Here is a 20,490-nt window from a genome sequence, read left to right as displayed (position 1 = left end):
ATCCCGATTCCGATAGCGAATTTTGACCGACAAGAATGCCTCCTCCCTCTCGAAACAATAGTACCAGCAAGAACTGGATGGACTCCTATGTAGCCCCATCCGGAGAGTACGACGAGTATCTGGATACAAATGGGAAACCACGCCCACACTGGGACGCCGCGGCCAGTCAGTTAAGCAAGATAGACGAAGGATCCTGGCAACAGCGCCATCAGCAGCTCGATGAGCTGATCAAAGAGAACGGCATCACTTACAACGTCTACCAAGACAACCAGGCCGAACACCAACGCCAGTGGAGCCTCGACCTCCTTCCCCTCATGCTGGACGCAAAAGAGATCGAGGACTTGGAAGAGCGCCTCTCTCAACGTGTCCACCTCCTGAATCTCGTGCTGGAAGATGTCTACGGCCGCCAGACCCTGCTTCGCTCCGGGGGCATGCATCCGTACATTCTCTACGGCAATCCATCCTTTCACCCTCCTTGCCACGGGCTGGTTAGCCATCGTCACAAGCATATACAAATCTACTCCGCAGATCTAACCCGAGGCCCCGATGGCAGTTGGATCGTTCTCGGGGACCGCGTGGAGCCTGCTTCGGGACTAGGTTACGCCCTCGCAAATCGCATGCTGGCAACCAGAACCCTGCCCAAACTGATGCAGGCAATGGAGGTCGCTTCTCTACAGCCATTCGTAAACGCCTTCTCGCGCGCAGTCGAGTCGCTCAGCCCTTTCCGTTCCGACAACCCAAATGTCGCCCTTCTCACCCCAGGTCCTACGGACGAGACCTATTTCGAACACAATTTCCTAGCCCGCAACTTGGGTTACACGCTTGCAGAGGGAGCGGACCTAACCGTCCGCAACAACCAGCTTTACATGAAGACTATCGGCGGTGTGCAGAGAGTCGACGTGTTGCTGCGTAGAGTAAATTCCCAATTTTGCGACCCGCTAGAGCTCCGCTCCGACTCGCTTATCGGCGTGCCCGGTCTAACCAACGCAGTCAGGCAAGGAAATCTCTCCGTATCCAATTCGCTTGGATCCGGCTTCGTACAAACCTCGTCCCTGCTCGCCTTCCTGCCCTGGTTTAGCCGCAATTTCCTAGGCGAATCCCTCGAAATTCCGTCGGTCGCGACTTGGTGGTGCGGTCAGGAGAGCGAAAAGAAGTTCGTCATCGACAACATCGATCGCCTCGCCATCAAGCCCACCTTCTGGGCGTCCGGCATAAACTCTCAGTTCGGTCCCAATCTGACGACTGCGGAGAAGCAGGATTTGATCGCCCGCATCAACCATCGCCCCGAGGCGTACTGCGGGCAAGAAATCGTATCCGCTTCCACGATACCCGTTGCCGACGGCTACAAACTGGTGTCCCGCCACTCAAAGTTACGCGTGTTCCTGGTGGCCACAGAGGACGGATGGAAAATGATGCCGGGTGGACTGGCGCGCTACTCGAAGTCAGTGACCGACCTTTCAATCACGACAGCCGGAGGTGGAACCTCCAAAGACGTCTGGGTTGTCGGAAAATCCAAGCACAAGGGCGTTCAGGAAAAACGTCCGGTCGCCCACGTATCCGTCTCCTCTTTACAAAAATCCCAAAGCGAGCTGCCAAGCCGCTCAGCGGACAATCTCTTCTGGCTAGGTCGCTATATCGAACGTGCCGAGTCGCGTACACGCGTTCTCCATTCCCTGTGGACGATCCTAGCCGAGGAATCCGCCCCCGAAAACCAAAAGGTCGCCATCCCCTTCCTGGAGCAAATCGTTCCTTCCAACCAAAACATTTCCGGTTTCCTATCCCACAAAGGCACCACCCTTAATACGGCAAAAACAGAAGAGGCGATTCTGGAAGCCTTGTTCAACGAAAACAACAGCGACAGTTTGATTTCCACAATCGCCTCTGTCGAGCGAACTGCCAGCAAAGCGAAGGAGCGACTTTCGACCGATACCTGGAAGCGACTGGTCGCCATGCGCGACATCACCCAGGCGACCAAGAACCAGGACCATTCAGTCTACGACAACGCCACAATAGAGCTCTTGGAACACTCCCTAGAAGCTCTATCCGCCTTCATCGGAAATCTCATGGAGAACACCACTCGCACTCAAGGATGGCGTTTCCTCGAGATTGGCAGACGAATTGAGAGGGCAGGAGTTATCGCCAACATGCTGCAAAGCAGTTTCATTGGACGCGAAAAGGACGACGAAATCCTAATCCCAAAACTTCTAGCCTGGGCGGACAGCGCTATGACTTACCGTCGTAGATATCTGAATACATACACAGATATCAACACACTCGATGTCATTTGTCTCGACTACGATAATCCGAGAGCCCTCGCCTTCCAAGCCCAACAGCTGAAAAACCTGCTCGCAGAGCTCCCTCACGCCATAAACGGCGAGAGAAACCCGATTGACCAAACCGCCCTCCGAGTTTTCAGCAGCGTAGCCCTCGCCGATATCTCAGCCTTCACCATCGACTCGAGAGGAGAAGGCGGAAAGCTCGATACGTTCTTCCAAGAAATAATCACCAATCTTGGCTTGCTTGGGTCACACATCGAGAGCACCTACTTCGCTCATACGCAACCCCAGGTCCGACAGTCGGCGCAAATAAACCTCGGTTGATATGGCACGCTACCAGATCCAGCACCGCACCATTTACGACTACCAGTTTCCGGTATCTACGTCGCACCACTCTGCCCACCTCAAGCCGCTCAACGACGCTCAGCAAGTGTGCCAGCATTTTTCGCTAAAAACCGAGCCTTCAAGTTCTGATCTGATCGAACGGATCGATTTTTTCGAAAACACCATGCATACCTTCTCCATACAGGAGAGCCATGAGTCGTTGGTAGTGGACGCTCGAAGTCTGGTAGAGGTCATGCGGAGCACCCCTGACATGTTCGCTCTCAAGAGCACCTGGGCCCAGGTCAAGGCAGCCCACCTAGACTACTCCCACCCCTCTCACGTCGACACCAAACCCTTCCTCTACCATACCGAAGCCACCCCGGACTTACCCGAGGTGGAAACCTTCGGAAAACGGTTCTTCGAAGCGCAAAAACCGATAGGCGACTCTCTCGCCGAAATGCTAGAAGCCTTCGATACCGAATTCGAATTCGACTCCAAGGCGACGGATATAAACACCCCGGTCAGCCAAATCATACGAGATAAGCGAGGAGTTTGCCAAGATTTCGCCCACCTCATGATCGCAGCCCTCCGCAGTTGCAAAGTCGCCGCCAGATACGTGAGCGGATACATCCTGACCCACCCACCCGAGGGCGAGGAAAGACTGGTCGGAGCGGACGCATCCCATGCTTGGGTTTCCGTTTTTGACCCTGCGTACGGCTGGATGGATCTAGACCCCACCAATAATATCGTCTGCGGAGACCAGCATGTAAGAGTCGCCCATGGTCGGGACTACTCGGATGTAAGCATGCTCGGCGGAGCGGTAACCGGGGGCGGGAACCAAGTCGTCTCCGTTCAGGTAACCATGCAACCCATGGATTCTCGTTGATCGCTTCCTAACACCGGCGAGAGCGCTAAATCCGTTTCAGAGTCCCCATAATCCCTCCCAGAGTGGAGGTATGCCTCCATTTCAGTCATTCTGTCGAATCTCTAACGACCGCTATGAAACTGAAAATCAAATCGCTCTGTGGACTCAAGAAGGTCCACATGAAGGAACACTTCGACGAAATCCAGTCCTTGGTAGCCCGGCCCAAATACGTCTGTGGGAAGTGCGCTCGCGTTGCGAGCTGCGGGAGCCATCTCTGCAAGGCGCGTAAGCTTCAAGCCTAGCCTTCCAGCCAAGACGTCCTTCTCCACGAAAGACGTTGGTATCCCTTATCTAACTACATGTCAGCATCTAGATTGCACGAAATCAATGCACCCCTAAGTTCGTAAGCGATCGCTATAAAGAGATAGAAAAGCACACGAAGTCGAAACGCCGACTACGGCACCTCGAAACGAATTTTGACCACCGAGAATGACGCCAGAACGCCAAGAACAACTCCCCTCCATCCTAGACTCTATCATTCAATCCCGCTGCACCACCAAGGCCCTGAGCGAGACTCCGTGGAGCACAGGCGAAGAACCGAGTTTTGATTTAAAACCGATCCTGAAAGCAGCTGACGCCGCCCCTTTTCATAAGCCCATACCCCGAGATAGCAAGAAAGGCGACCTGCAGGGACATCAGCCCTGGCGATGCTACCACCTCGACGCTAAGCAATGCCGCAAGCTAAGGAAAAAGATCCTGGAACTCGGAAACACAACGAAGATCCCCCAGATGTTAGCGGTCGCCGAATACATGATCCAAACCACTTGGATACCAAACCCGAGTGATTCGGCCACAGAGCAACTATTCGAGCCTAGTATTCAGAATATGGAACATATAGCTGCAGCTTCATCTGCAGTACAAAACATGTTGCTAGCAGCCACGGCGAGAAAGATCCCAAATTACTGGTCTAGCGGCGGAATTCTTCGCTCCGAGGAGATTCAGAATCTACTGGGCATCCCTACACACGAAATTCTGATCGGATCCATTTTCCTTTTCCCTAAGGATTTAAACGGAGCCGTTACGAGCTACGGCTCGCTGCACCATTGCCGCGGATCTATCGATACTTGGGCACGTCCGGTAGTCATTTCGGACTAGAGTGATAAAAAGCTCCCCAAAGGAAATCCCGCATCGAGTCGGAGAAATCCCTCATGGAGCAGAAACAAAGGCTCAAGACAGCTAATATCACCGACCTTCTTCCACACACATCCAGATTTTGCTCAATAGATGAAACGAACCCTTCCCCTGCCAAACCAAGCGAACCCCGCTTATCCAAACTCATCAGATGGGGACGAGTCGTAGATGGGAGCTAAACGTAAAAAGGCGTTCTGGACTAAACAGTTCTACCTGTGGCACTGGGTCAGCAGCGCGATATGCCTAGTCGCGATGATTCTATTCGCGATTACCGGCATCACCCTAAACCACGCCGGCAAGATTAAATCTCAGCCGGTAGTCGAAGAGTCCGAGGCTACCCTTCCCAGCCATTTGCTAAAGGCGATCGCCTTCACCGACGATCAAGCGATCGACGAAAGAAAGCCACTCCCCACAGAACTGCGAAGATGGCTAGATTCCGAAATGGGAGTTCATGCCGGTGGTCGCTCTTATGAATGGTCGGACGTTGATATTTATTTGGACCTGCCACGTCCTGGAGGCGACGCTTGGATGAGCATCGATCGCGAAACCGGCGAAGTCATCTACGAGACGACCAGCAGAGGATTTATTGCCTACCTAAACGACCTGCACAAAGGGCGTAACACCGGCTTCGCTTGGATAGTCTACATGGACGTCTTTTCCGTAGCTTGCGTCATATTCTGCCTGACAGGCCTAGCCCTACTTTGGGTTCACGCCAAGAGACGCCCCAGCACCTGGCCTATCGTAGCTGCCGGCTTCGCAATACCGGTCGTAGTTCTCATTTTTCTCGCCCACTAAGTATCCAATTTTCACCAACGATTTCTGACCAAACATGAAAAACAGCTCCGCAAAAACACTGGTAGCCCTAAGCGTTCCCGCAGTGGTAAGCTCCGCCTCCGCTGGGCAGCTAACAGCCAAGATAGAAATCCCACAATTGGACGTGGCAGAGTACCATCGTCCCTACGTCGCCGCATGGATAGAGTCCGAGGAACGTGAGCTCATCGCCAACCTCGCGGTTTGGTACGACACGGAGATGCGGGATCGCGAAGGGGAAACCTGGTTAAAGGACCTGCGTCAATGGTGGAGAAAAGGAGGGCGTTCCGTCGACATGCCAGTAGATGGAGTAAGCGGCCCCACCAAACCAGTTGGTGAACATGAGATTTCCGTCGACCTAAACGCGACTGACCTGAGCTCGAAGCCGAGTGGATCCTATTTCTTCGTCGTTGAAGCCAGCCGCGAAGTAGGAGGCAGAGAACTCATTCGCATCCCCTTCCAATGGCAAAGCGGAAACCCGGTCGAAGCTTCGGATGCCGGGGAACGCGAGCTCGGCAAGGTAAACCTAAAGATCGAGAACTAAGAGTAACAATCGTAGCTATATTTTGAATACAAAACCAAATCGTCATGAAACTACACCGCACTTCAAAGGCATTCGCCATCCTGCTCACCGTGCTCGGCCTAGTCGGCCTAGTCGGCCAAGCCTCAGCTCACCGGCTTTGGATTCTCCCGTCCTATACCGTACTATCTGGAGAGGACCAGTGGGTTTCCTTCGAAGCAGCCGTATCCAACAATCTATTCTATCCCAACCACGTAGCCCTGCGTCTCGATGGAGTACACGCAATCAGCCCAAGCGGGCAAGAGCTGGAGCTACAAAGCCCTGCTCAAGGCAAAATACGCTCCTCCTTCGAATTGCAGTTAAAGGAGCAAGGGACTTACCGGATCTACAGTGGAGGCGGCATGATGTTCGCATCCTGGACCGAAGACGGAGAGAAAAAACGTAAGCGCGGCACCGATAAGGAATTCGCAGCGATGGACCTAGCCTCCATGGAGGATTTGCAGCTTCGCAAAAACATCAACCGAGTTGAAACCTATGTATCCGCCGGCGAACCAACCGACATCACTCCTTCGGGCAAAGGACTGGAGCTGGAATTCATTAGTCACCCTAACGATCTCTACACAGGAGAAACAGCCCAATTCCGTGTCCTCCTTGATGGCAAACCCTCCTCCGGCCAGAAGATCACGGTCGTGAAAGGAAACGATCGCTATCGTGATACCGAGGGATCCCTAGAGTTGGAAAGCGACTCTGAAGGCTTAATTGAAGTAAGCTGGGACCAAGCAGGCAGGTATTGGATAAATGGATCCACCCAGATCGCAGGCGGAGAATTCCACGGGTATGAGGTGAAAAGAGGGGCTTCCTACACGCTCGTAGTGGAAGTTTTACCTGAATAGCTAAAACTGAATTAAGTTGAAATCAAACGGGCGATCTATGACAGGATCGCCTTTTTGTTGAAATGAACGCTACCGAGACTCGACTGCTCATACCCTCCGATATCAGTTCGGCCAGGCATGGCGCCTTCCAAGACAACTGGAAGGTGCACTCCCTTTCGGGAGAAACGATGGGCACCCATTGGAACGTCAATGTGTCGGGGCACACTTCACTGGAATTAGCTGAAATCAAAAACCTAGTTCTCCAGGCATTGGATACAGTTGTACTCCAGATGAGTCCTTGGGAAGCGAATTCGGACCTCCGCAAATTTCACGCCGGCAACCCTCAAGAATGGATCGCATTCAGACCCGAGGCATTCCGCGTGTTGCAGCGAGCTCTGGAGATCGCCAAAGAAACCGACGGTCTCTACGACCCAACTTTTGCCCATGCGATAGACTTGCTCGGTTTCGGCCCTTCCGAAAGCCCAGGAGCTGCCTACAATTCGCCCTCCGTCCAACAGGCAATGACCGCCGCTGGCTTTGGGCAGATCAAAACAGACACCCAGGCTCGTAGCGTGCTACAACCTGGCAACCTTGGGCTAGACCTCTGCTCCATCGCTAAAGGTTTTGCAGTTGACCTCATCTTCGAATCGCTGGTCTTCGCCGGGCAAAAGAACTTTACGATCGAGATTGGTGGCGAAGCCCGCGGTCTGGGCTGCAAACCTAGCGGAGCTCCCTGGCTGTTTGCCCTCGACAGACCTCGGGATCTACAAATCAGGCAAAGGTTGCCGGAAACGCGAATCGCCCTCTGCAACATAGCATTGGCCACCTCAGGAAACTACCTTCGCTATCACATCGTAGATGGCCAGCCCATCGGACATCTCATTAATCCAAAGGCCACAAACGAGAAAACTCCTCTGTTAAGCGTTTCCGTCATGAGCCAAAACTGCATGGACGCAGATGCCTACGCCACCGCCCTATTTCTCATGGGAAAAGAGCAAGGGTTGATTTTTGCCAGAAAACGGAACCTAGCCGCCGTGTTCCTAGATCACACAGGAGAAGAATTTTCTCCAGCAGCAGAGACTATGCTTAACTGACTGGCCCTTCGCTAACTTACGGCTCGCATTAGCCGCCTTGCTCTTGCGAAGGAGTCTCATTTACAATTGACAGAATTTAGGGCTCCTTGCTTCATGTGCCGCACCCGCTCGCCACGGGGGATGCGACATGATGGAAGATCAAACAGAGCCAGCCAAAATCGAAACGACTTATTGTCCTTTCAAGGCTCCTTCACGATCGGACGGAGTACCCGGAGCTCATCCTGTATCGATGAAGCGCTTCGAGCAGCGACCCGGGATGACCTTTGTGAGAGCCTCGCTCTCAAACCTCCAACAAGGCCGACTGAACTGGCCGGCTCGCTCCTTTTTGCAAATAGCCTTCATCTGTTCCGGAACCGTGGAGCTGATCCAACACGGAGAAAAACGCGTTAAGCCCAATGCGGGCGACTGGCTGCTTATTAAGCCTGCCCAGGAGCCTCTCGAGTTCCATGTCGAAGAGGCGAGCGAGGTCTTTTGGATCGGTTTCGACCAGCAGGCTACCGCAGAACTGACCGGGTTCTCCGACACCATTTCTCCCGAGCTTATTGACGAGGCAAAACCTCACCTAAGCTGCCACTCGAGCGCGGGAAGACTCCTATCCATCGCCGAAGAACTGGCAGGACTCGAGGGGAACAATACCCGCGAGCGATTGATGATCGAATCAAAGTCTCTCGAATGGCTGGTGCTGATACTCGACCAACCGCTCTTTTCGCCATGCCGGGCGATCGCGCCAATTAGAGATACTCGGGATTCCATCGCCCTAGCCGCAGCGGCTCGCATCATGAGCGATCGCTATTCCGAAGACCACTCCATCGCCAGCCTAAGCCGCACGGTCCACTTAAACGAATTTAAGCTTAAGCGAGGCTTCAAAGAGCACTACGGTACCACCGTATTCGGATATTTAAGACAAATTCGCATGGAACGAGCTCGCGAGATGCTGGAGCGACGCGACAAGTCTGTAATCGAAATCGCGAATTCCGTGGGCTACTCCAACCCGAGTCACTTCGCACGAGCCTTCAAACAGGCATTCGGTATGAATCCAAGCGAGTTGCTGCCTTCCAGCCGCTGACACAATCGCGCTCAAGTAGCCTAAAGTTCCTCTAACGCTCGACACTAGGTTCCTAGCCAGCTAGTCTCGTCCCATGAATCTACCCGTCGAACTCGCCAGCGCCTTGAACGCCCAAATCGGTATGGAATTTCAAGCTTCCTACTCGTACCTTTCCATGTCCTCCTATTTCGAAGCGAATTCCTGGGATGGATTCGCGAGTTGGATGTCTTTACAAAGCGATGAGGAACGAGTGCACGCCATGAAGTTCTACACTTACCTTCTAGATCGAGGGGCAACGGTCGCTCTTCCCGCAATCGAAGCGCCTGAGTACGAATTCAGCTCTCCGCTAGCAGTTTTCGAAACCAGTCTCGCTCAGGAAAAAAAAGTAACTGCCGCAATCAACAATCTCTACAAGATCGCGATCCAGACCGACGACTTCGCCACAGTTTCCTTTCTGAAATGGTTCTTGGATGAACAAGTCGAGGAAGAGAAAAACGTTGGAGACATGATCGAGAAGCTAAAACGCGCCGAGGGAAATCCCGACGCGATGCTGATGCTCGACAATATCGCGGCCAATCGGCCACGAGAAGAGGGCGAGTAGCCTGCTACATCCCAGGGCCCATTCCGCCGCCCGGTCCCCCGGGACCGCCACCACCAGGGCCTCCGCCACGAGGAGGCCTACCTCCGCCTCCACCTCCCATGGGCATGCCGCCCGCTTCCTGAGTGTAACCGTCTGGCAAGGACAGAAAGCTATCCTCTAGCTCCATCGGTTCGATAGCCACTGCTGCGAAAGAAAAGGCGTTTTTCCCCTTAGCTCCTTCCACTTCGATAAGTAAAGGTACTCCGGTGTGCATCCTACTGTAGAGAGACAGTGCCATGTTCTTTTCCTCGAAGCCCTTCAAACGAGGCAAGGCTTGATCTGGAAAGGCAACCCCCTCCCCGGTCCACCAGAAATTCAGTTTCTTCCCAGGGCCTTTCAACACTTCTAAGGAAGTTTCCGTACCCAGGATCTCCTTCTGCTCGTCTTTCACTAGAACGATTTTCTCCAAATCTAGCTCCTTCTCCTTTTTCCCTTTCTTACCGCCTGGAGGAGGACCTCCGGCACCCGGACCGCCCATCGCGCCAGGACCTCCCATTCCGCCAGGACCGAGCGCCCGATAACTCTCGCCTCCAGGGTTAACCATATAGGCCTCTCCCGTCTCCATATTGCCCAGTCGGGTTTCGTAGAGCTGACCCCCAGCCGTCAGCTCCGTTTTCCAAAGAGAGCCTTTCAACCAAATAGAATAGCTCATTTCCAAGCCGCCAGAGTCGATTTGATAGTCGATTCGACCTTGGAAGGAATCATCTACCGCCAAAGCCGAGTTTATTTGAGGAATGATCGCGAGGAACGATGCAACGAGAAGAGTACGCATCGGACTTGGGACACACGAAAACAAAAGGCGTTTCACGGAAACTCGAAGAATCCACATCGGCCATCACCAGTAAAACCCAAAATACTTTTTGGAGTCTATCTAATCCGTGAAAGGGTAGCCCGATCCCTGTGAAAAAGCTAAGCTGCCCCCCCCATATCAGAAAGGAAAGGCTAAGCAAATGACAGGAAACCCTGCTCCCAGAACCAAACGCAAAGAAGACATCACCTTTACCGTCCTCTCCCTAATCCCGCTCGCACTGTTGTTCGTACTTCTGTTAGCCAACGGTTCGTTTTGACAAGCAAAGCCATCGGACACGAGCCCCCCTTACCTATCTTACCTCTTGGGTTTGCACATAGAAAGGGCCGCTCACTTCTCCAAGCTTGGCGTAGTTCCGGATTCGTTGGATCGTAGATTCCGTCAACCAGTTTCCCGACTCGACCAACAGGAGCCCGGAGGATGAATAAACGTCCGACACGATTACGTATCCAGGCTTCAACTCTCTGAGATCCAAAGTAAGTACCGGTTTTTCTTTTGATACCGCCGTGGACAAATAGTCTGGGTAATATTTGAAGCAGAGCTCTAAAACCTTGGGATCGTAGTACCCCGTCCTATCTAGCATTTTTTTAAGAGCTTCAGAACCAGCGACTCCCTCACGTTCTAACTCCATGCGGTCTTCGAAAACCCTGAGCAGGCGTGCCCCCAAAGGAATGGCTTGCCCCTTCGTATCGTTCTCTGGAAATCCAGTCCCATCGAAATTTTTCCGCTGGTAGCGGATGATGGAAGCTATCTTTTCTAAACGAGGAATTGATGAAACCAGTCCGTATCCAACCTCCGGAACATTTCGTATAATCTCACTCTCACTCGGCTTGAGATCTTCTCCATTCTCGAGTTTCCGAATAATCTCCTCGGGAAGTGAAGTATAACCAACCGATGATAGCAAAGCGGCAACCTCATACTGCCAGATACTTTTCATCTGTATCGCTTCCAAAAAGGGTATGAGGCTCGATTTCAAACGCTGCCCTCGACCGAGGGCGAAGGGTGCCACAAGTCCGAGTACATCCATAAGCATCTTAACACAACCGGAGACTGTTTCCTCTACACTGTCGTGCTCAAGCTTCATTAGGTCGTGATGATGCCCCGCATCCTTGATCGCCTCTACGAGCTCCTCCACCGAGCAGGGCTTATTCAAAAAACGATAAACGTGCCCTCGATTCACCGCTTCGGTCGCCGTCTCTTGGTCGGCATTCCCCGTAAGCATGATACGCTCGGAGTCGGGAGACATTTCGATAGACTTTTCCAAAAATTCGATTCCGTTCATCCCCGGCATCTTCATATCTGATACGATCACATCGATAGGGCCATGCTCTTTTAAGACTGTGAACGCTTCTTCCGCAGACTCCGCTATAAAGAGATCAAAACGCTTCCTCATGTTTCGACGAAAAGCCGCTAAAACACTAGCGTTGTCATCTACAAAAAGTACTTTCATATGTTTGCTTAAGACTAGTTAACACTTGAATCGCCTGCATGACGCGCATCAATCTCGTCCGCTGGTATCTTTACTCTGAATACAGATCCCACCCCATATTCGCTTCTACAATCGATCTCACCACCGTGTCTTTCAACGATGACACTACGCGCCATAGCCAAACCTTGACCAGTCCCCTTACCCACTTCCTTGGTAGTAAAGAAAGGCTCAAAGATCCGAGAGAGGACATCTTGATCCATACCCTCTCCCGTATCCTTAACCTCAATACAGACATATCCCTTATCAAACGAGGTCTTGATACAAATCTCCCCCATCCCGCTCCGCACCGACTCGATTGCTTGTGCCGCATTCACGATCAGGTTTAGAAAAACCTGCTTTAGCTCATCGACATGACAGAAAACTTCCGGTAAGGATTCGTCTAATTCCAGTCGAATTTCGGCCACCGACTTCCATTCATTGCGGGAAACATTAAGAGTATTTTCGATGGCTCTATTGATATCGGCCTTGCCCTTTTCAAACGACGAAGGGTAGGAAAATTCCTTCATAGACCCCACAATCTTAGCGACTTGCTCCAAACCGTCCGAACTTTCTTCCAAAGTTTTCGGAATCTCTTCTTCCAGAAAATCAAGATCTCGATCTTCGATAAGCTGAAGCAACGCACTCCGCTCCTCCACTTGCTCCGGATGAGCTTTCGATTCTTTGATGTATCCCCTGCAGGCAGACACAATCTCCATTAAGTCGGTGAAGGAATCCTTCAGGAACTTTACGTTATCCGAGACAAACTGAGTAGGTGTGTTGATCTCATGGGCCACTCCAGCGGCGAGAGACCCGATTGCCTCCAAGCGTTGGGCCAACTGCAGTCGAACCTCCAACTCCTTCCTCTCCTCTTCCTCCTTTTTCTTTTTGGTAATATCTCTGGATATCCCGAAAGTACCGATCACTTCTCCCGACTCATCGTAAAGAGGGAGCTTGGTAGTCGAAGCCCAAGTGTCCGGCTTATCCTCATAAACCTCCCTTTCTTCCTTTCCCACGATAGGAATCTTGGTCTTCAAGATATTCTGCTCGTCTTCGTAGGCTTCCGCCGCGTGAGCGATTCCGAAGAAGTTGAAGTCTGTCTTGCCAATTATCTCGTGAGGATGAGTCAGACCGAAACGACGAATCATGGAAGAGCTGGCGCGCAGAAAACGACTCTCCTTATCCTTAAAATATATCGCGTCTTGAGCGTGAGCCAATAATGCGAGCAGGAGTTCCCTGTCCTGCCATCCCTTCATGTTCTTGAAAGAAAAGTCAGATCTCGGATCGCATCTCATAAAAAGGAACTTAGAAGGGGTATGCTGCTCAAAAGAGCTTATCCACAATTGGGAACGAACCGGTATATCCCCTCCTCTCAAATCCCGTATGACCAAATCCCCCATCCAGCTCTCTGTCACCTTGAGCATCGGAAAGATATTGGCGTTAAACCGACGGCGGTCATGCACTGAGATAATGTCCTCCAGACTGAAATCGTAGACTTCCCTGTCCTCCGGTCCATCGAAACGTGGATTCAAAACCCTGCTGGCAACCTTATTGATAAACGCAACTCTCAGGCTAGGATACTCGAAGGCCACTCCCAACGATTCCTCCCCTATCACTCCTCGACCCGCGAAATGGGCACTAAGACTCGATACCAAATGAGGATCTACCGGACATTCCGTCTGCATTTCGTTTAGGTCAATTTTACTCATCGCTCTTTCTGCTAAGATGTCGTCAGCCCTAGGGTAGAGAAGCCTCGCTTCCCCAAGAAGGCCAATTGGACAACTCATTAGCCATCGTCCTGCTCGGACTTTCATTGAAGCGCTTCCCTGATAGGCCATACGATTAACAAGCTCTTTGCGAAATCGTTAGGGCTTAACACCAAAATCTGAGACAAAACCTCCGCGAAATCGCGCAAATCCCGATTGGGGCAACTGAAATCCCGATCGGAGTAGAGGTGATCGACGCTAACCGCTATATTGTCCCCAGAATTATTTTCGGAAACACACAGTCGTTAGAGGAGAGGCGGATTGCACACAGCGGTCCGCCTCTTTTTGTATCCATCCTAGTAACAAATCCTGCACGTTAAACCCGATCCCCCAGCTTGCGCCTCGCTCGCAAATCAGACACGCTCGAAGACCCTTTCAAATTTAGCACTCATGGACCAGCAGCCCAGTTACAGCCACAGCCATGTCTTCGGACAAGATCAGCAAAAAACAGGGGAGAAGAAGACCCTGATCGTCATTGCCATCACCCTCGTGATGATGGTTGTCGAGATTAGCGCTGGCTCGCTCTTTGGCTCCATGGCCTTGCTAGCAGATGGCCTACACATGGCCTCCCACAGCGCCGCCCTTACGATCACAGCCATCGCTTACATATACGCTCGCAAAAACGCCTCCGACCCGAGGTTTTGCTTCGGCACCGGCAAGGTGAACGCCTTAGGCGGCTATACCGGAGCCCTGTTATTGGCTGGATTTGCGTTGATGATGCTCTGGGAAAGCTTCGACCGCTTGTTAAACCCAGTCGAAATCCAGTTCAACTGGGCGATAGGAGTGGCCGTTATCGGTCTCATTGTTAACGGAGCCAGCATGCTGATTCTCGGCGAGCATGATCACGGGCATGACCATGGTCACGGTCACCACCACCACGGCGGTCATCATCACCACCATCATCATGAGCACGACCATGATCACGATCATCATGACCACGATCATCCTCATGACCATGAGGACCAGAACTTGAGGTCCGCCTATCTCCACGTTATGGCCGATGCCCTCACCTCCGTTACTGCGATCGTCGCACTCCTTGGGGCTAAGTATTTCGGTTGGATCTGGATGGATCCGGTCATGGGCATTGCCGGTTCGGTCCTAGTTGCCAATTGGTCAATCGGACTGCTGCGGAGCACCTCGCAAACCATACTAGACTACCAAGCGCCAGCGGAAACAGTCGCCTCAGCGAGGCAAGCCTTGGAGTCAGAAAGCGACAAGGTCGTGGATCTGCACATCTGGTCGATCGGTCCCGGCATTTTAAACGCTACCTTTTCCATTCTTAGCTCCGATCCGAAAACGCCAGATTTCTACAAGCATCAGATCCCCGAAAAGTTGGGGATCGTACACTGCACCATCGAGGTTTTGGACGGCAGACACACGCATTGAGACTGACACCTTACGTTTCGATACAAGCCAGCCCGCAAACCTGGCAACGGATAGCGAAGAAATTAACCCTTCACAATTCGGCCTACACTCCCCACCCTCCCGAGCTTTTCCGTAAGAAATACAAACCCTGCAAATTTCCGTGGACAAACCAGAGAATCAACCTCCCGCCAACGAAGCTCCTGACGCCTTGGAGCCAGCACGCAAGGCAATCGCACAAGCTGACGCTATCGCTCGCAAAGACCGCACCGCTTTCGCTGAAGCCGTCAAAGGCTTCGAGGAAGCGATCACATTACTTAACGCTCCCGAGATCGAAGAGTCAGACAGTAAACAACACCTTCTCGGGTGGGCAGAAATGGGTAAAGCCAACGCCCTTTCAAATTCCGATACGAAGGACGGAATCGAGAAGGCGATCGCCGGCTACCAGGTTGCCATCAAGCATTTCGAGCAGATCAAAGATAAGAGAGAATCTCACAAAGCCGACATCGCAGCCGTTTGGGGCAACATCGGGCATACCCAATCCCGCGTGCCCAACAAGGAGACCATGGAACAGGCAACCGATTGCTTCCGCCAATCGATCACCCTCCTCGAACAACTCCCATGGAAGGAAACTCCACGTTTCCAGCATCAGCTCGCCGCCACTTGGCTAAACCTCGGCAACGTCTACGCCCGACTAAGCAATCCTCAAAAGCCCGCGCAACGTACCATCGACGCCTACGAAAAAGCACTCGAGGTAATCGAGGGCATGCCCGCCGAAGAAGCTCCCGTCGGCGCCTTGATAGCAGGTATCAGGGCCAGCCTTGGCCGCTCCCTCATGTGGAGCGCCGAAAAGAGTCACTTGGACTTAGCGATCGCCTCTTTCGACGAAACCATTCGCGTAATCGCAGCCATCAAGGAAAAGAACGATCCGCGCCTCGCGATCGAGATGGGCTCCGCTCATGCCAATCGAGCGAATCTATTCAGCCGGCTAAAACCGACACCCGAGACAGTTCAGGAAACGATCAAGTCTTCCGAATTCGCCCTGAAAATCGCAGAGCCAAACGAAAAGACCCACCTCGTAGCAGCAGAAATTTCACTCAGCGCCCGCCGCTCCTTTTGCCACGCCTTTGGCATGCTGATCGGCAACCAGAAGCCGGAAGCTCAACAGGAAATCCACGACAAAGCTTCGGATCTTCTAGAAGACGGTCTATCGCTCGTAAAGTTCTGGGAGCAAAAGGGAGCTCAGGGTCTCCGCCAGTCTGCCCAACACCTTTTCCACCTCGGTTGCGCATTCTACTGCACCCAACAGCCACACTTCCTGCCAGAGTTCGTGCGAGATAACTTAAACATGGAATCACCTGATCAAGTGATGCGGCAATCGGCTGAGAAAACTGTCGAGGAGGCGGTCGCCCGAATCGAGAAATCGGATAGCCCGAAACCGGAAGTAATCGAATCTCTGAAAAGCGTGCTAGAAGAGCTCAAGAAAACCGCCGAGCCCACGCAATAACCCTTCTTCCCCCAGCCGCGACCTTCAAGTCGCGGCTTTTTTATGCCCATAAATAAGCTCAAATTCGGCTTGATAAATCCGACTCCTGCCTGGGACGGAATCCATACCACAAGCATACCAGCGAGGCAGCAGTAAGTAGCAGGCAAAGCAGGTGAACGTAACGTTGGTCAACAGCTGCAACATGGCCGGAAATCGCAGTGCCCACAAATTTTGATAAGCCTATAATCAACATCGTATAGACCCCTTGGATCGAGTTGCGGTTCGAGTCATCCGCCAAACCATTCAGGTAGTTGGGAGGAACCACCAGCATAGCGCAAATCATGGCCCCATGAAAAACCTGGGTCCCGACCGCTACTGTCAAATTGGGATAGGCGTACATTAAGCCGAACCTGACGAGGGTGAGGAAAATCGCACCCAGCATTACGACTCTTAAGCCCCAGCGATCCTCCAACCGGGTCAGACCAAGGATGCAAAACACCTCGATTATCGTTCCGGACATAATGACGATGCCAACCCAATGTGTCTCCAACTCAAGGTCCTCTGCCAGAAAAACTGGATACATCGTATGATACGCCGCTGAACAGGACAGCAGCAAAAACATGGCAGCCGAAAACAGAATATTCTCCCGATTGAAGAGGACTAGAAGGGCCTTGCTTGTGGGAAGCCCTTCGGCAGCTTTCTTCGCTTCTCGCCGGCCGCGATCCGGTAGCAAAAAGGAGAGTAAGAAAAGGATGGCGAAACAACCAACCCCAAACCAGAGAGCCAAAGCGACCTCGCCTACCCGTTCCATGGGGTAGAACAGAGCGAGTAACAAAACCATGTATCCAAAGGTTCCCCACACTCGAACCTTATTGTAATGTGTTTCCGGCTCTCCGCGTTCTCCCTGCATCCGCTGGACGCCAAAAAAGATTCCATCTAGCAAGGGCAAAACCGCGGTGACCCCGAGCGAGTAAACGAAAAAGCCAATTACCAAAGGCCAATTGCCGGAGAAAGACAGGAGAGCCGTCAAAGCCCCTCCGGTTATCAAGCAAAGCGCCGCCAACAATCGACGGGGGCTGAGATGAAGATCGGCCAGCGCGGTGACTACCGCTGGACTGAGCATAATCGCCCAGCCAGCCATTCCCATGGCATAGCCCATTTGCTCTTCGTCCATTCCTCGCTCTTTAAACAGCAGAGCGACAAAGGGCTGAACTGCTGCAAAAGAGCCATAGAGGAAAAAATATTGGAACTTGAGGGAGTTCATGCGGAGCGGACACGCACACCATCGGATAGCTTCGATCCTTTGCAACGCGCGAATCCACTCATACCCAAGCGCAAGCTGGGCACTCGCTCGGAAACAAAAAAATTACTCCTCGAAATTCGCTTCGAAAAAGAGCTTTGCCGCTTTTACAAACTCTGTCGGATCAGCGGCAAACTCTCCGCTATCAGTCTCGATTGCCATCACTCCCGACCAATCGTCTTCGAGGATCGCTTCTGTTAACTCGGCATAGTTCGAATTGCCTAAGCCAATAAATGTGTCCCGTGGGCGACCAGGAGCATCCATCTTGTCCAATCGCTTATCTTTAAGATGCATGTCGTACACGCGATCTCCATAACGTTTGTAGATCGCAGCCGCATCGAAACCAGCCGCCGTCACCCAGCCAATATCCATGCAGACGCCAATCCGAGGATCTCTCTCGGCAAGGATCGCTTTCACGGTTGCTGGATTTCCGTAGGTTGTGCCAGTCCCATGGTTATGAACAGCCAGCTTGATGTCATATTCTTTAACCAGCTCCTCCAAATTTCCCCAGATCATTTGGTCACCCGGTTCCACTACGATGACTTCCATTTCGAAAAGCTTGGCCAACTCAAAGAGCTTCCGGTTTTCAGCCTTATCAGTAGTGGTATGACTAACTCCAATCGAGTAAGCCCGAACTCCGCGACTTTCCAAAAATGCCTTTTTCTCGACCAATGCCTCTCGGGAGTCTTTCGGGTCCAGATGCTTGCTGAAAAATTCGATATTTTTGATTCCGTGTTCGGCGGCGAACTCCACCGTCTCCTCGAAAGTCATGTTTCTACAAGTCCAGGATTGAAGCCCCAGTTGCGGAGCAGCCTGTAAGCTTGAGATGTAAAGGCAAAGGGTCGTTAGGGTCAGGGCAATAATACGTTTCATCGTTTGAGAACAACATCCTCGTTCAAGACGAGCAAGCCCCCTCGACCTCTCTCAGAAGAATTCAGGACAAGGTCAAAACCGCTCGAAATTTCACCTAATCCGCATTGCTCAACCTGATGGTTTGTATCGACTCGGCCGGAGCTTCGACAAATTGGGAAAAGCCCTCCAACTTCAATTCGAATACCTTTGATTCTGGACTATCGTTCAACACCACAACAACAACCGTTCCATTTACATTCAAAGCCGCAGTCGCCAACAGGCCATCAGGCGTATCCCCAAGGCCAATACGCTTCGCCCCCGGCCTAACAAAACGGCTGAAGTGACTCATCACATAATAAAGAGGGGTGTAGAAAACTTCCCCGCTTTCCGCATCCACCAGGACCGGCGCTCCGCAAAAATTGCTGGCGTGATTTGGCCCACCTCGAAAATCGAGAACGATATTCCAATCGATCCATCCACTCATCCAGTGGTTAAGACCACCGATTAAGTCCCGTGCATACCGGTAGACTGGCGCGTACTTTGGATGGTCAGCCTTTGTTTCCTCAGGAGCCCAAATCCACCCCCAATCAGTTGCCTCTTTCCTCCACCACCAATCGGGCTCTAGCCAGGAATCGATTGGCTCGTCGTCACCCAAGGCGTCGATACAACCTTCCGATTGAATGATACCCATTTCTGGAAACATATCGTGGACTGCATCCAATTCGTCCTCACACACAGACACTGTGCTACTGTACCAGTGCACAGCCATTCCCGAGAGGTAGCGCGTCGCATCTGCATCATTGAAAATAACCTCAGCCCACTCGCGCATGTGGTCCCGGTTCTGATCGAAAACATATATTTTCGTATCGATTCCTTCACTACTGAAAACAGGACCTAGGTGCTCCGCGATAAAAGAGCTCATTTCATGCGGATTGAAAATCATGCTTTCCCAATTCTCACCGTTTCCTTCCGGTTCGTTAATCGGAGTAATTCCCCAGATTGGGATGCCTTCCGCTTCGTAAGCATCAATATACTTAGCAAGGTATTGGGCAAAGGTCGACTTGTATCGGGGTAACAACTTTCCTCCATTCCAAGTCCCGTTGTCTTTCATCCAAGGAGGTGCAGTCCATGGCGAGGCTAGGATTCTGAAATCGGCACCTGCTACCTTTTGGCTATCTTTTATCAAAGGCAGCAAGTAACGTCGGTCCGGTTCGATCGTGAAACTAGACAAATCCAAGTCATCGGCTTCGCTTGCATAGGTGTAGTTCGACAAGGAAAAATCACAGCTGGCTATATGAGTTCGCATCAAGCTGTATCCAGCTCCTTGTGGCGAGAAATAGGCATCCAATACTTCCGTTCGTTTCTCTGCAGGCAATCCTGCCAGAGCAGCAGCAGAGCTCTCCGTAAACGCGCCTCCAATTCCTTCTATCCTTTGATAAGTATCATTTGGATACACTTCCAAGGCATTGGCCTTGACGCCATCTGAATGCACCAAATCAACCGGCTGCATTTTCTCTCCCGACCGCGACGTTCGGTATATTTCTAAAGACCAATCGGACGCCATAACGGTATGTCCGATCAGGCTCGCTGAAATCAGCCCAAGGCTTAGCGCCATCCTCAGAAAGGAATCAGGTAGATAAGGGTAATTCATGAAATAGTGGGGGGTTACAACCAGATGTGAGCATCTAGCAGGGTTAGATCGAACCTCATATTAAGATGCACATTAATGCAATATTATTTTCAGTCCCCAGGTCTCGGAAATTAATGAAGCGTCGGAATGGGCAAAAAAATGGGCTGCCAGGTATGGCAGCCCT

Annotated in this window: 18 protein-coding genes; 12 read left to right on the top strand and 6 right to left on the bottom strand. The window is 52.0% G+C overall.

The window, feature by feature from the left end:
* Positions 1-35 precede the first annotated feature (35 nt).
* The 10 genes from H5P27_RS07650 (at position 36) to H5P27_RS07605 (ending at position 9,598) form a co-directional block, all read left to right on the top strand.
* Positions 36-2,600 (top strand): circularly permuted type 2 ATP-grasp protein, encoded by a 2,565-nt coding sequence (locus tag H5P27_RS07650; RefSeq protein ID WP_185659803.1) that lies wholly within the window; start codon positions 36-38, stop codon positions 2,598-2,600.
* A gap of 1 nt (position 2,601) precedes the next feature.
* Positions 2,602-3,486 carry a transglutaminase family protein gene (locus H5P27_RS07645; RefSeq protein WP_185659802.1) on the top strand — a complete coding sequence of 295 codons (885 nt, stop codon included), beginning with the start codon at positions 2,602-2,604 and terminating at the stop codon, positions 3,484-3,486.
* Between the two features lie 113 nt (positions 3,487-3,599).
* Positions 3,600-3,767 carry a hypothetical protein gene (locus H5P27_RS07640; RefSeq protein ID WP_185659801.1) on the top strand — a complete coding sequence of 56 codons (168 nt, stop codon included), beginning with the start codon at positions 3,600-3,602 and terminating at the stop codon, positions 3,765-3,767.
* A 187-nt stretch (positions 3,768-3,954) separates the two neighbouring features.
* Positions 3,955-4,620 (top strand): nitroreductase family protein, encoded by a 666-nt coding sequence (locus H5P27_RS07635; RefSeq protein WP_185659800.1) that lies wholly within the window; start codon positions 3,955-3,957, stop codon positions 4,618-4,620.
* 204 nt (positions 4,621-4,824) lie between these two features.
* On the top strand, positions 4,825-5,451 hold the full coding sequence (locus tag H5P27_RS07630) for a PepSY-associated TM helix domain-containing protein (protein ID WP_185659799.1): 627 nt from the start codon (positions 4,825-4,827) through the stop codon (positions 5,449-5,451).
* A 34-nt stretch (positions 5,452-5,485) separates the two neighbouring features.
* Complete coding sequence (locus H5P27_RS07625) at positions 5,486-6,010, top strand: DUF2271 domain-containing protein (protein WP_185659798.1); 525 nt, start codon at positions 5,486-5,488, stop codon at positions 6,008-6,010.
* A 44-nt stretch (positions 6,011-6,054) separates the two neighbouring features.
* On the top strand, positions 6,055-6,879 hold the full coding sequence (locus H5P27_RS07620) for a DUF4198 domain-containing protein (RefSeq protein WP_185659797.1): 825 nt from the start codon (positions 6,055-6,057) through the stop codon (positions 6,877-6,879).
* Between the two features lie 62 nt (positions 6,880-6,941).
* Positions 6,942-7,952 (top strand): FAD:protein FMN transferase, encoded by a 1,011-nt coding sequence (locus tag H5P27_RS07615; RefSeq protein WP_185659796.1) that lies wholly within the window; start codon positions 6,942-6,944, stop codon positions 7,950-7,952.
* A gap of 127 nt (positions 7,953-8,079) precedes the next feature.
* Positions 8,080-9,018, top strand: coding sequence for a helix-turn-helix transcriptional regulator (locus tag H5P27_RS07610; RefSeq protein ID WP_185659795.1), 939 nt, complete (start codon positions 8,080-8,082; stop codon positions 9,016-9,018).
* Between the two features lie 73 nt (positions 9,019-9,091).
* Positions 9,092-9,598, top strand: a complete 507-nt coding sequence (locus tag H5P27_RS07605) for a ferritin (RefSeq protein WP_185659794.1) — start codon at positions 9,092-9,094, stop codon at positions 9,596-9,598.
* A 4-nt stretch (positions 9,599-9,602) separates the two neighbouring features.
* Here the strand turns inward: H5P27_RS07605 and H5P27_RS07600 are convergent, their stop codons facing one another.
* From H5P27_RS07600 to H5P27_RS07590, 3 genes are all read right to left on the bottom strand, one after another.
* Positions 9,603-10,409, bottom strand: a complete 807-nt coding sequence (locus H5P27_RS07600) for a hypothetical protein (protein ID WP_185659793.1) — start codon at positions 10,407-10,409, stop codon at positions 9,603-9,605.
* A 328-nt stretch (positions 10,410-10,737) separates the two neighbouring features.
* The gene (locus tag H5P27_RS07595) at positions 10,738-11,895 is read right to left on the bottom strand and encodes an HD domain-containing phosphohydrolase (RefSeq protein ID WP_185659792.1); all 1,158 of its coding nucleotides are present in this window, start codon (positions 11,893-11,895) and stop codon (positions 10,738-10,740) included.
* A gap of 14 nt (positions 11,896-11,909) precedes the next feature.
* Positions 11,910-13,619 (bottom strand): PAS domain-containing sensor histidine kinase, encoded by a 1,710-nt coding sequence (locus H5P27_RS07590; protein ID WP_185659791.1) that lies wholly within the window; start codon positions 13,617-13,619, stop codon positions 11,910-11,912.
* 447 nt (positions 13,620-14,066) lie between these two features.
* On the opposite strand from H5P27_RS07590, the gene dmeF reads away from it, so the two are divergent.
* A complete protein-coding gene (gene dmeF / locus H5P27_RS07585) occupies positions 14,067-15,062 on the top strand; it encodes a CDF family Co(II)/Ni(II) efflux transporter DmeF (RefSeq protein ID WP_185659790.1) in 996 nt (331 codons plus the stop codon).
* Between the two features lie 139 nt (positions 15,063-15,201).
* Entirely contained in the window at positions 15,202-16,545 is a 1,344-nt protein-coding gene (locus tag H5P27_RS07580; protein WP_185659789.1) for a tetratricopeptide repeat protein, read from the top strand.
* 58 nt (positions 16,546-16,603) lie between these two features.
* Here H5P27_RS07580 and H5P27_RS07575 read toward each other — a convergent pair whose 3' ends face one another.
* The 3 genes from H5P27_RS07575 to H5P27_RS07565 form a co-directional block, all read right to left on the bottom strand.
* Positions 16,604-17,788, bottom strand: coding sequence for an MFS transporter (locus tag H5P27_RS07575; protein WP_185659788.1), 1,185 nt, complete (start codon positions 17,786-17,788; stop codon positions 16,604-16,606).
* Positions 17,789-17,890: 102 nt separating this feature from the next.
* Positions 17,891-18,697 carry a sugar phosphate isomerase/epimerase family protein gene (locus tag H5P27_RS07570; protein WP_185659787.1) on the bottom strand — a complete coding sequence of 269 codons (807 nt, stop codon included), beginning with the start codon at positions 18,695-18,697 and terminating at the stop codon, positions 17,891-17,893.
* Positions 18,698-18,791: 94 nt separating this feature from the next.
* Positions 18,792-20,327 carry a glycoside hydrolase family 30 protein gene (locus H5P27_RS07565; RefSeq protein ID WP_185659786.1) on the bottom strand — a complete coding sequence of 512 codons (1,536 nt, stop codon included), beginning with the start codon at positions 20,325-20,327 and terminating at the stop codon, positions 18,792-18,794.
* Positions 20,328-20,490: the final 163 nt, after the last annotated feature.

The organism is Pelagicoccus albus, assembly GCF_014230145.1.
GTDB lineage: Bacteria > Verrucomicrobiota > Verrucomicrobiia > Opitutales > Opitutaceae > Pelagicoccus > Pelagicoccus albus.
This window is presented reverse-complemented; position numbering and strand designations above follow the sequence as displayed.

What these genes read in the sequence shown, in the direction of transcription:
- H5P27_RS07635 (WP_185659800.1), top strand. Translation starts at nt 3,955, where the DNA reads ATGACGCCAGAACGCCAAGAACAACTCCCCTCCATCCTAGACTCTATC.
- H5P27_RS07620 (WP_185659797.1), top strand. Translation starts at nt 6,055, where the DNA reads ATGAAACTACACCGCACTTCAAAGGCATTCGCCATCCTGCTCACCGTG.
- H5P27_RS07565 (WP_185659786.1), bottom strand. Translation starts at nt 20,327, where the DNA reads ATGAATTACCCTTATCTACCTGATTCCTTTCTGAGGATGGCGCTAAGC.
- H5P27_RS07610 (WP_185659795.1), top strand. Translation starts at nt 8,080, where the DNA reads ATGATGGAAGATCAAACAGAGCCAGCCAAAATCGAAACGACTTATTGT.
- H5P27_RS07575 (WP_185659788.1), bottom strand. Translation starts at nt 17,788, where the DNA reads ATGAACTCCCTCAAGTTCCAATATTTTTTCCTCTATGGCTCTTTTGCA.
- dmeF (WP_185659790.1), top strand. Translation starts at nt 14,067, where the DNA reads ATGGACCAGCAGCCCAGTTACAGCCACAGCCATGTCTTCGGACAAGAT.
- H5P27_RS07650 (WP_185659803.1), top strand. Translation starts at nt 36, where the DNA reads ATGCCTCCTCCCTCTCGAAACAATAGTACCAGCAAGAACTGGATGGAC.
- H5P27_RS07640 (WP_185659801.1), top strand. Translation starts at nt 3,600, where the DNA reads ATGAAACTGAAAATCAAATCGCTCTGTGGACTCAAGAAGGTCCACATG.
- H5P27_RS07630 (WP_185659799.1), top strand. Translation starts at nt 4,825, where the DNA reads ATGGGAGCTAAACGTAAAAAGGCGTTCTGGACTAAACAGTTCTACCTG.
- H5P27_RS07590 (WP_185659791.1), bottom strand. Translation starts at nt 13,619, where the DNA reads ATGAGTAAAATTGACCTAAACGAAATGCAGACGGAATGTCCGGTAGAT.
- H5P27_RS07605 (WP_185659794.1), top strand. Translation starts at nt 9,092, where the DNA reads ATGAATCTACCCGTCGAACTCGCCAGCGCCTTGAACGCCCAAATCGGT.
- H5P27_RS07570 (WP_185659787.1), bottom strand. Translation starts at nt 18,697, where the DNA reads ATGAAACGTATTATTGCCCTGACCCTAACGACCCTTTGCCTTTACATC.
- H5P27_RS07645 (WP_185659802.1), top strand. Translation starts at nt 2,602, where the DNA reads ATGGCACGCTACCAGATCCAGCACCGCACCATTTACGACTACCAGTTT.
- H5P27_RS07595 (WP_185659792.1), bottom strand. Translation starts at nt 11,895, where the DNA reads ATGAAAGTACTTTTTGTAGATGACAACGCTAGTGTTTTAGCGGCTTTT.
- H5P27_RS07625 (WP_185659798.1), top strand. Translation starts at nt 5,486, where the DNA reads ATGAAAAACAGCTCCGCAAAAACACTGGTAGCCCTAAGCGTTCCCGCA.
- H5P27_RS07600 (WP_185659793.1), bottom strand. Translation starts at nt 10,409, where the DNA reads ATGCGTACTCTTCTCGTTGCATCGTTCCTCGCGATCATTCCTCAAATA.
- H5P27_RS07615 (WP_185659796.1), top strand. Translation starts at nt 6,942, where the DNA reads ATGAACGCTACCGAGACTCGACTGCTCATACCCTCCGATATCAGTTCG.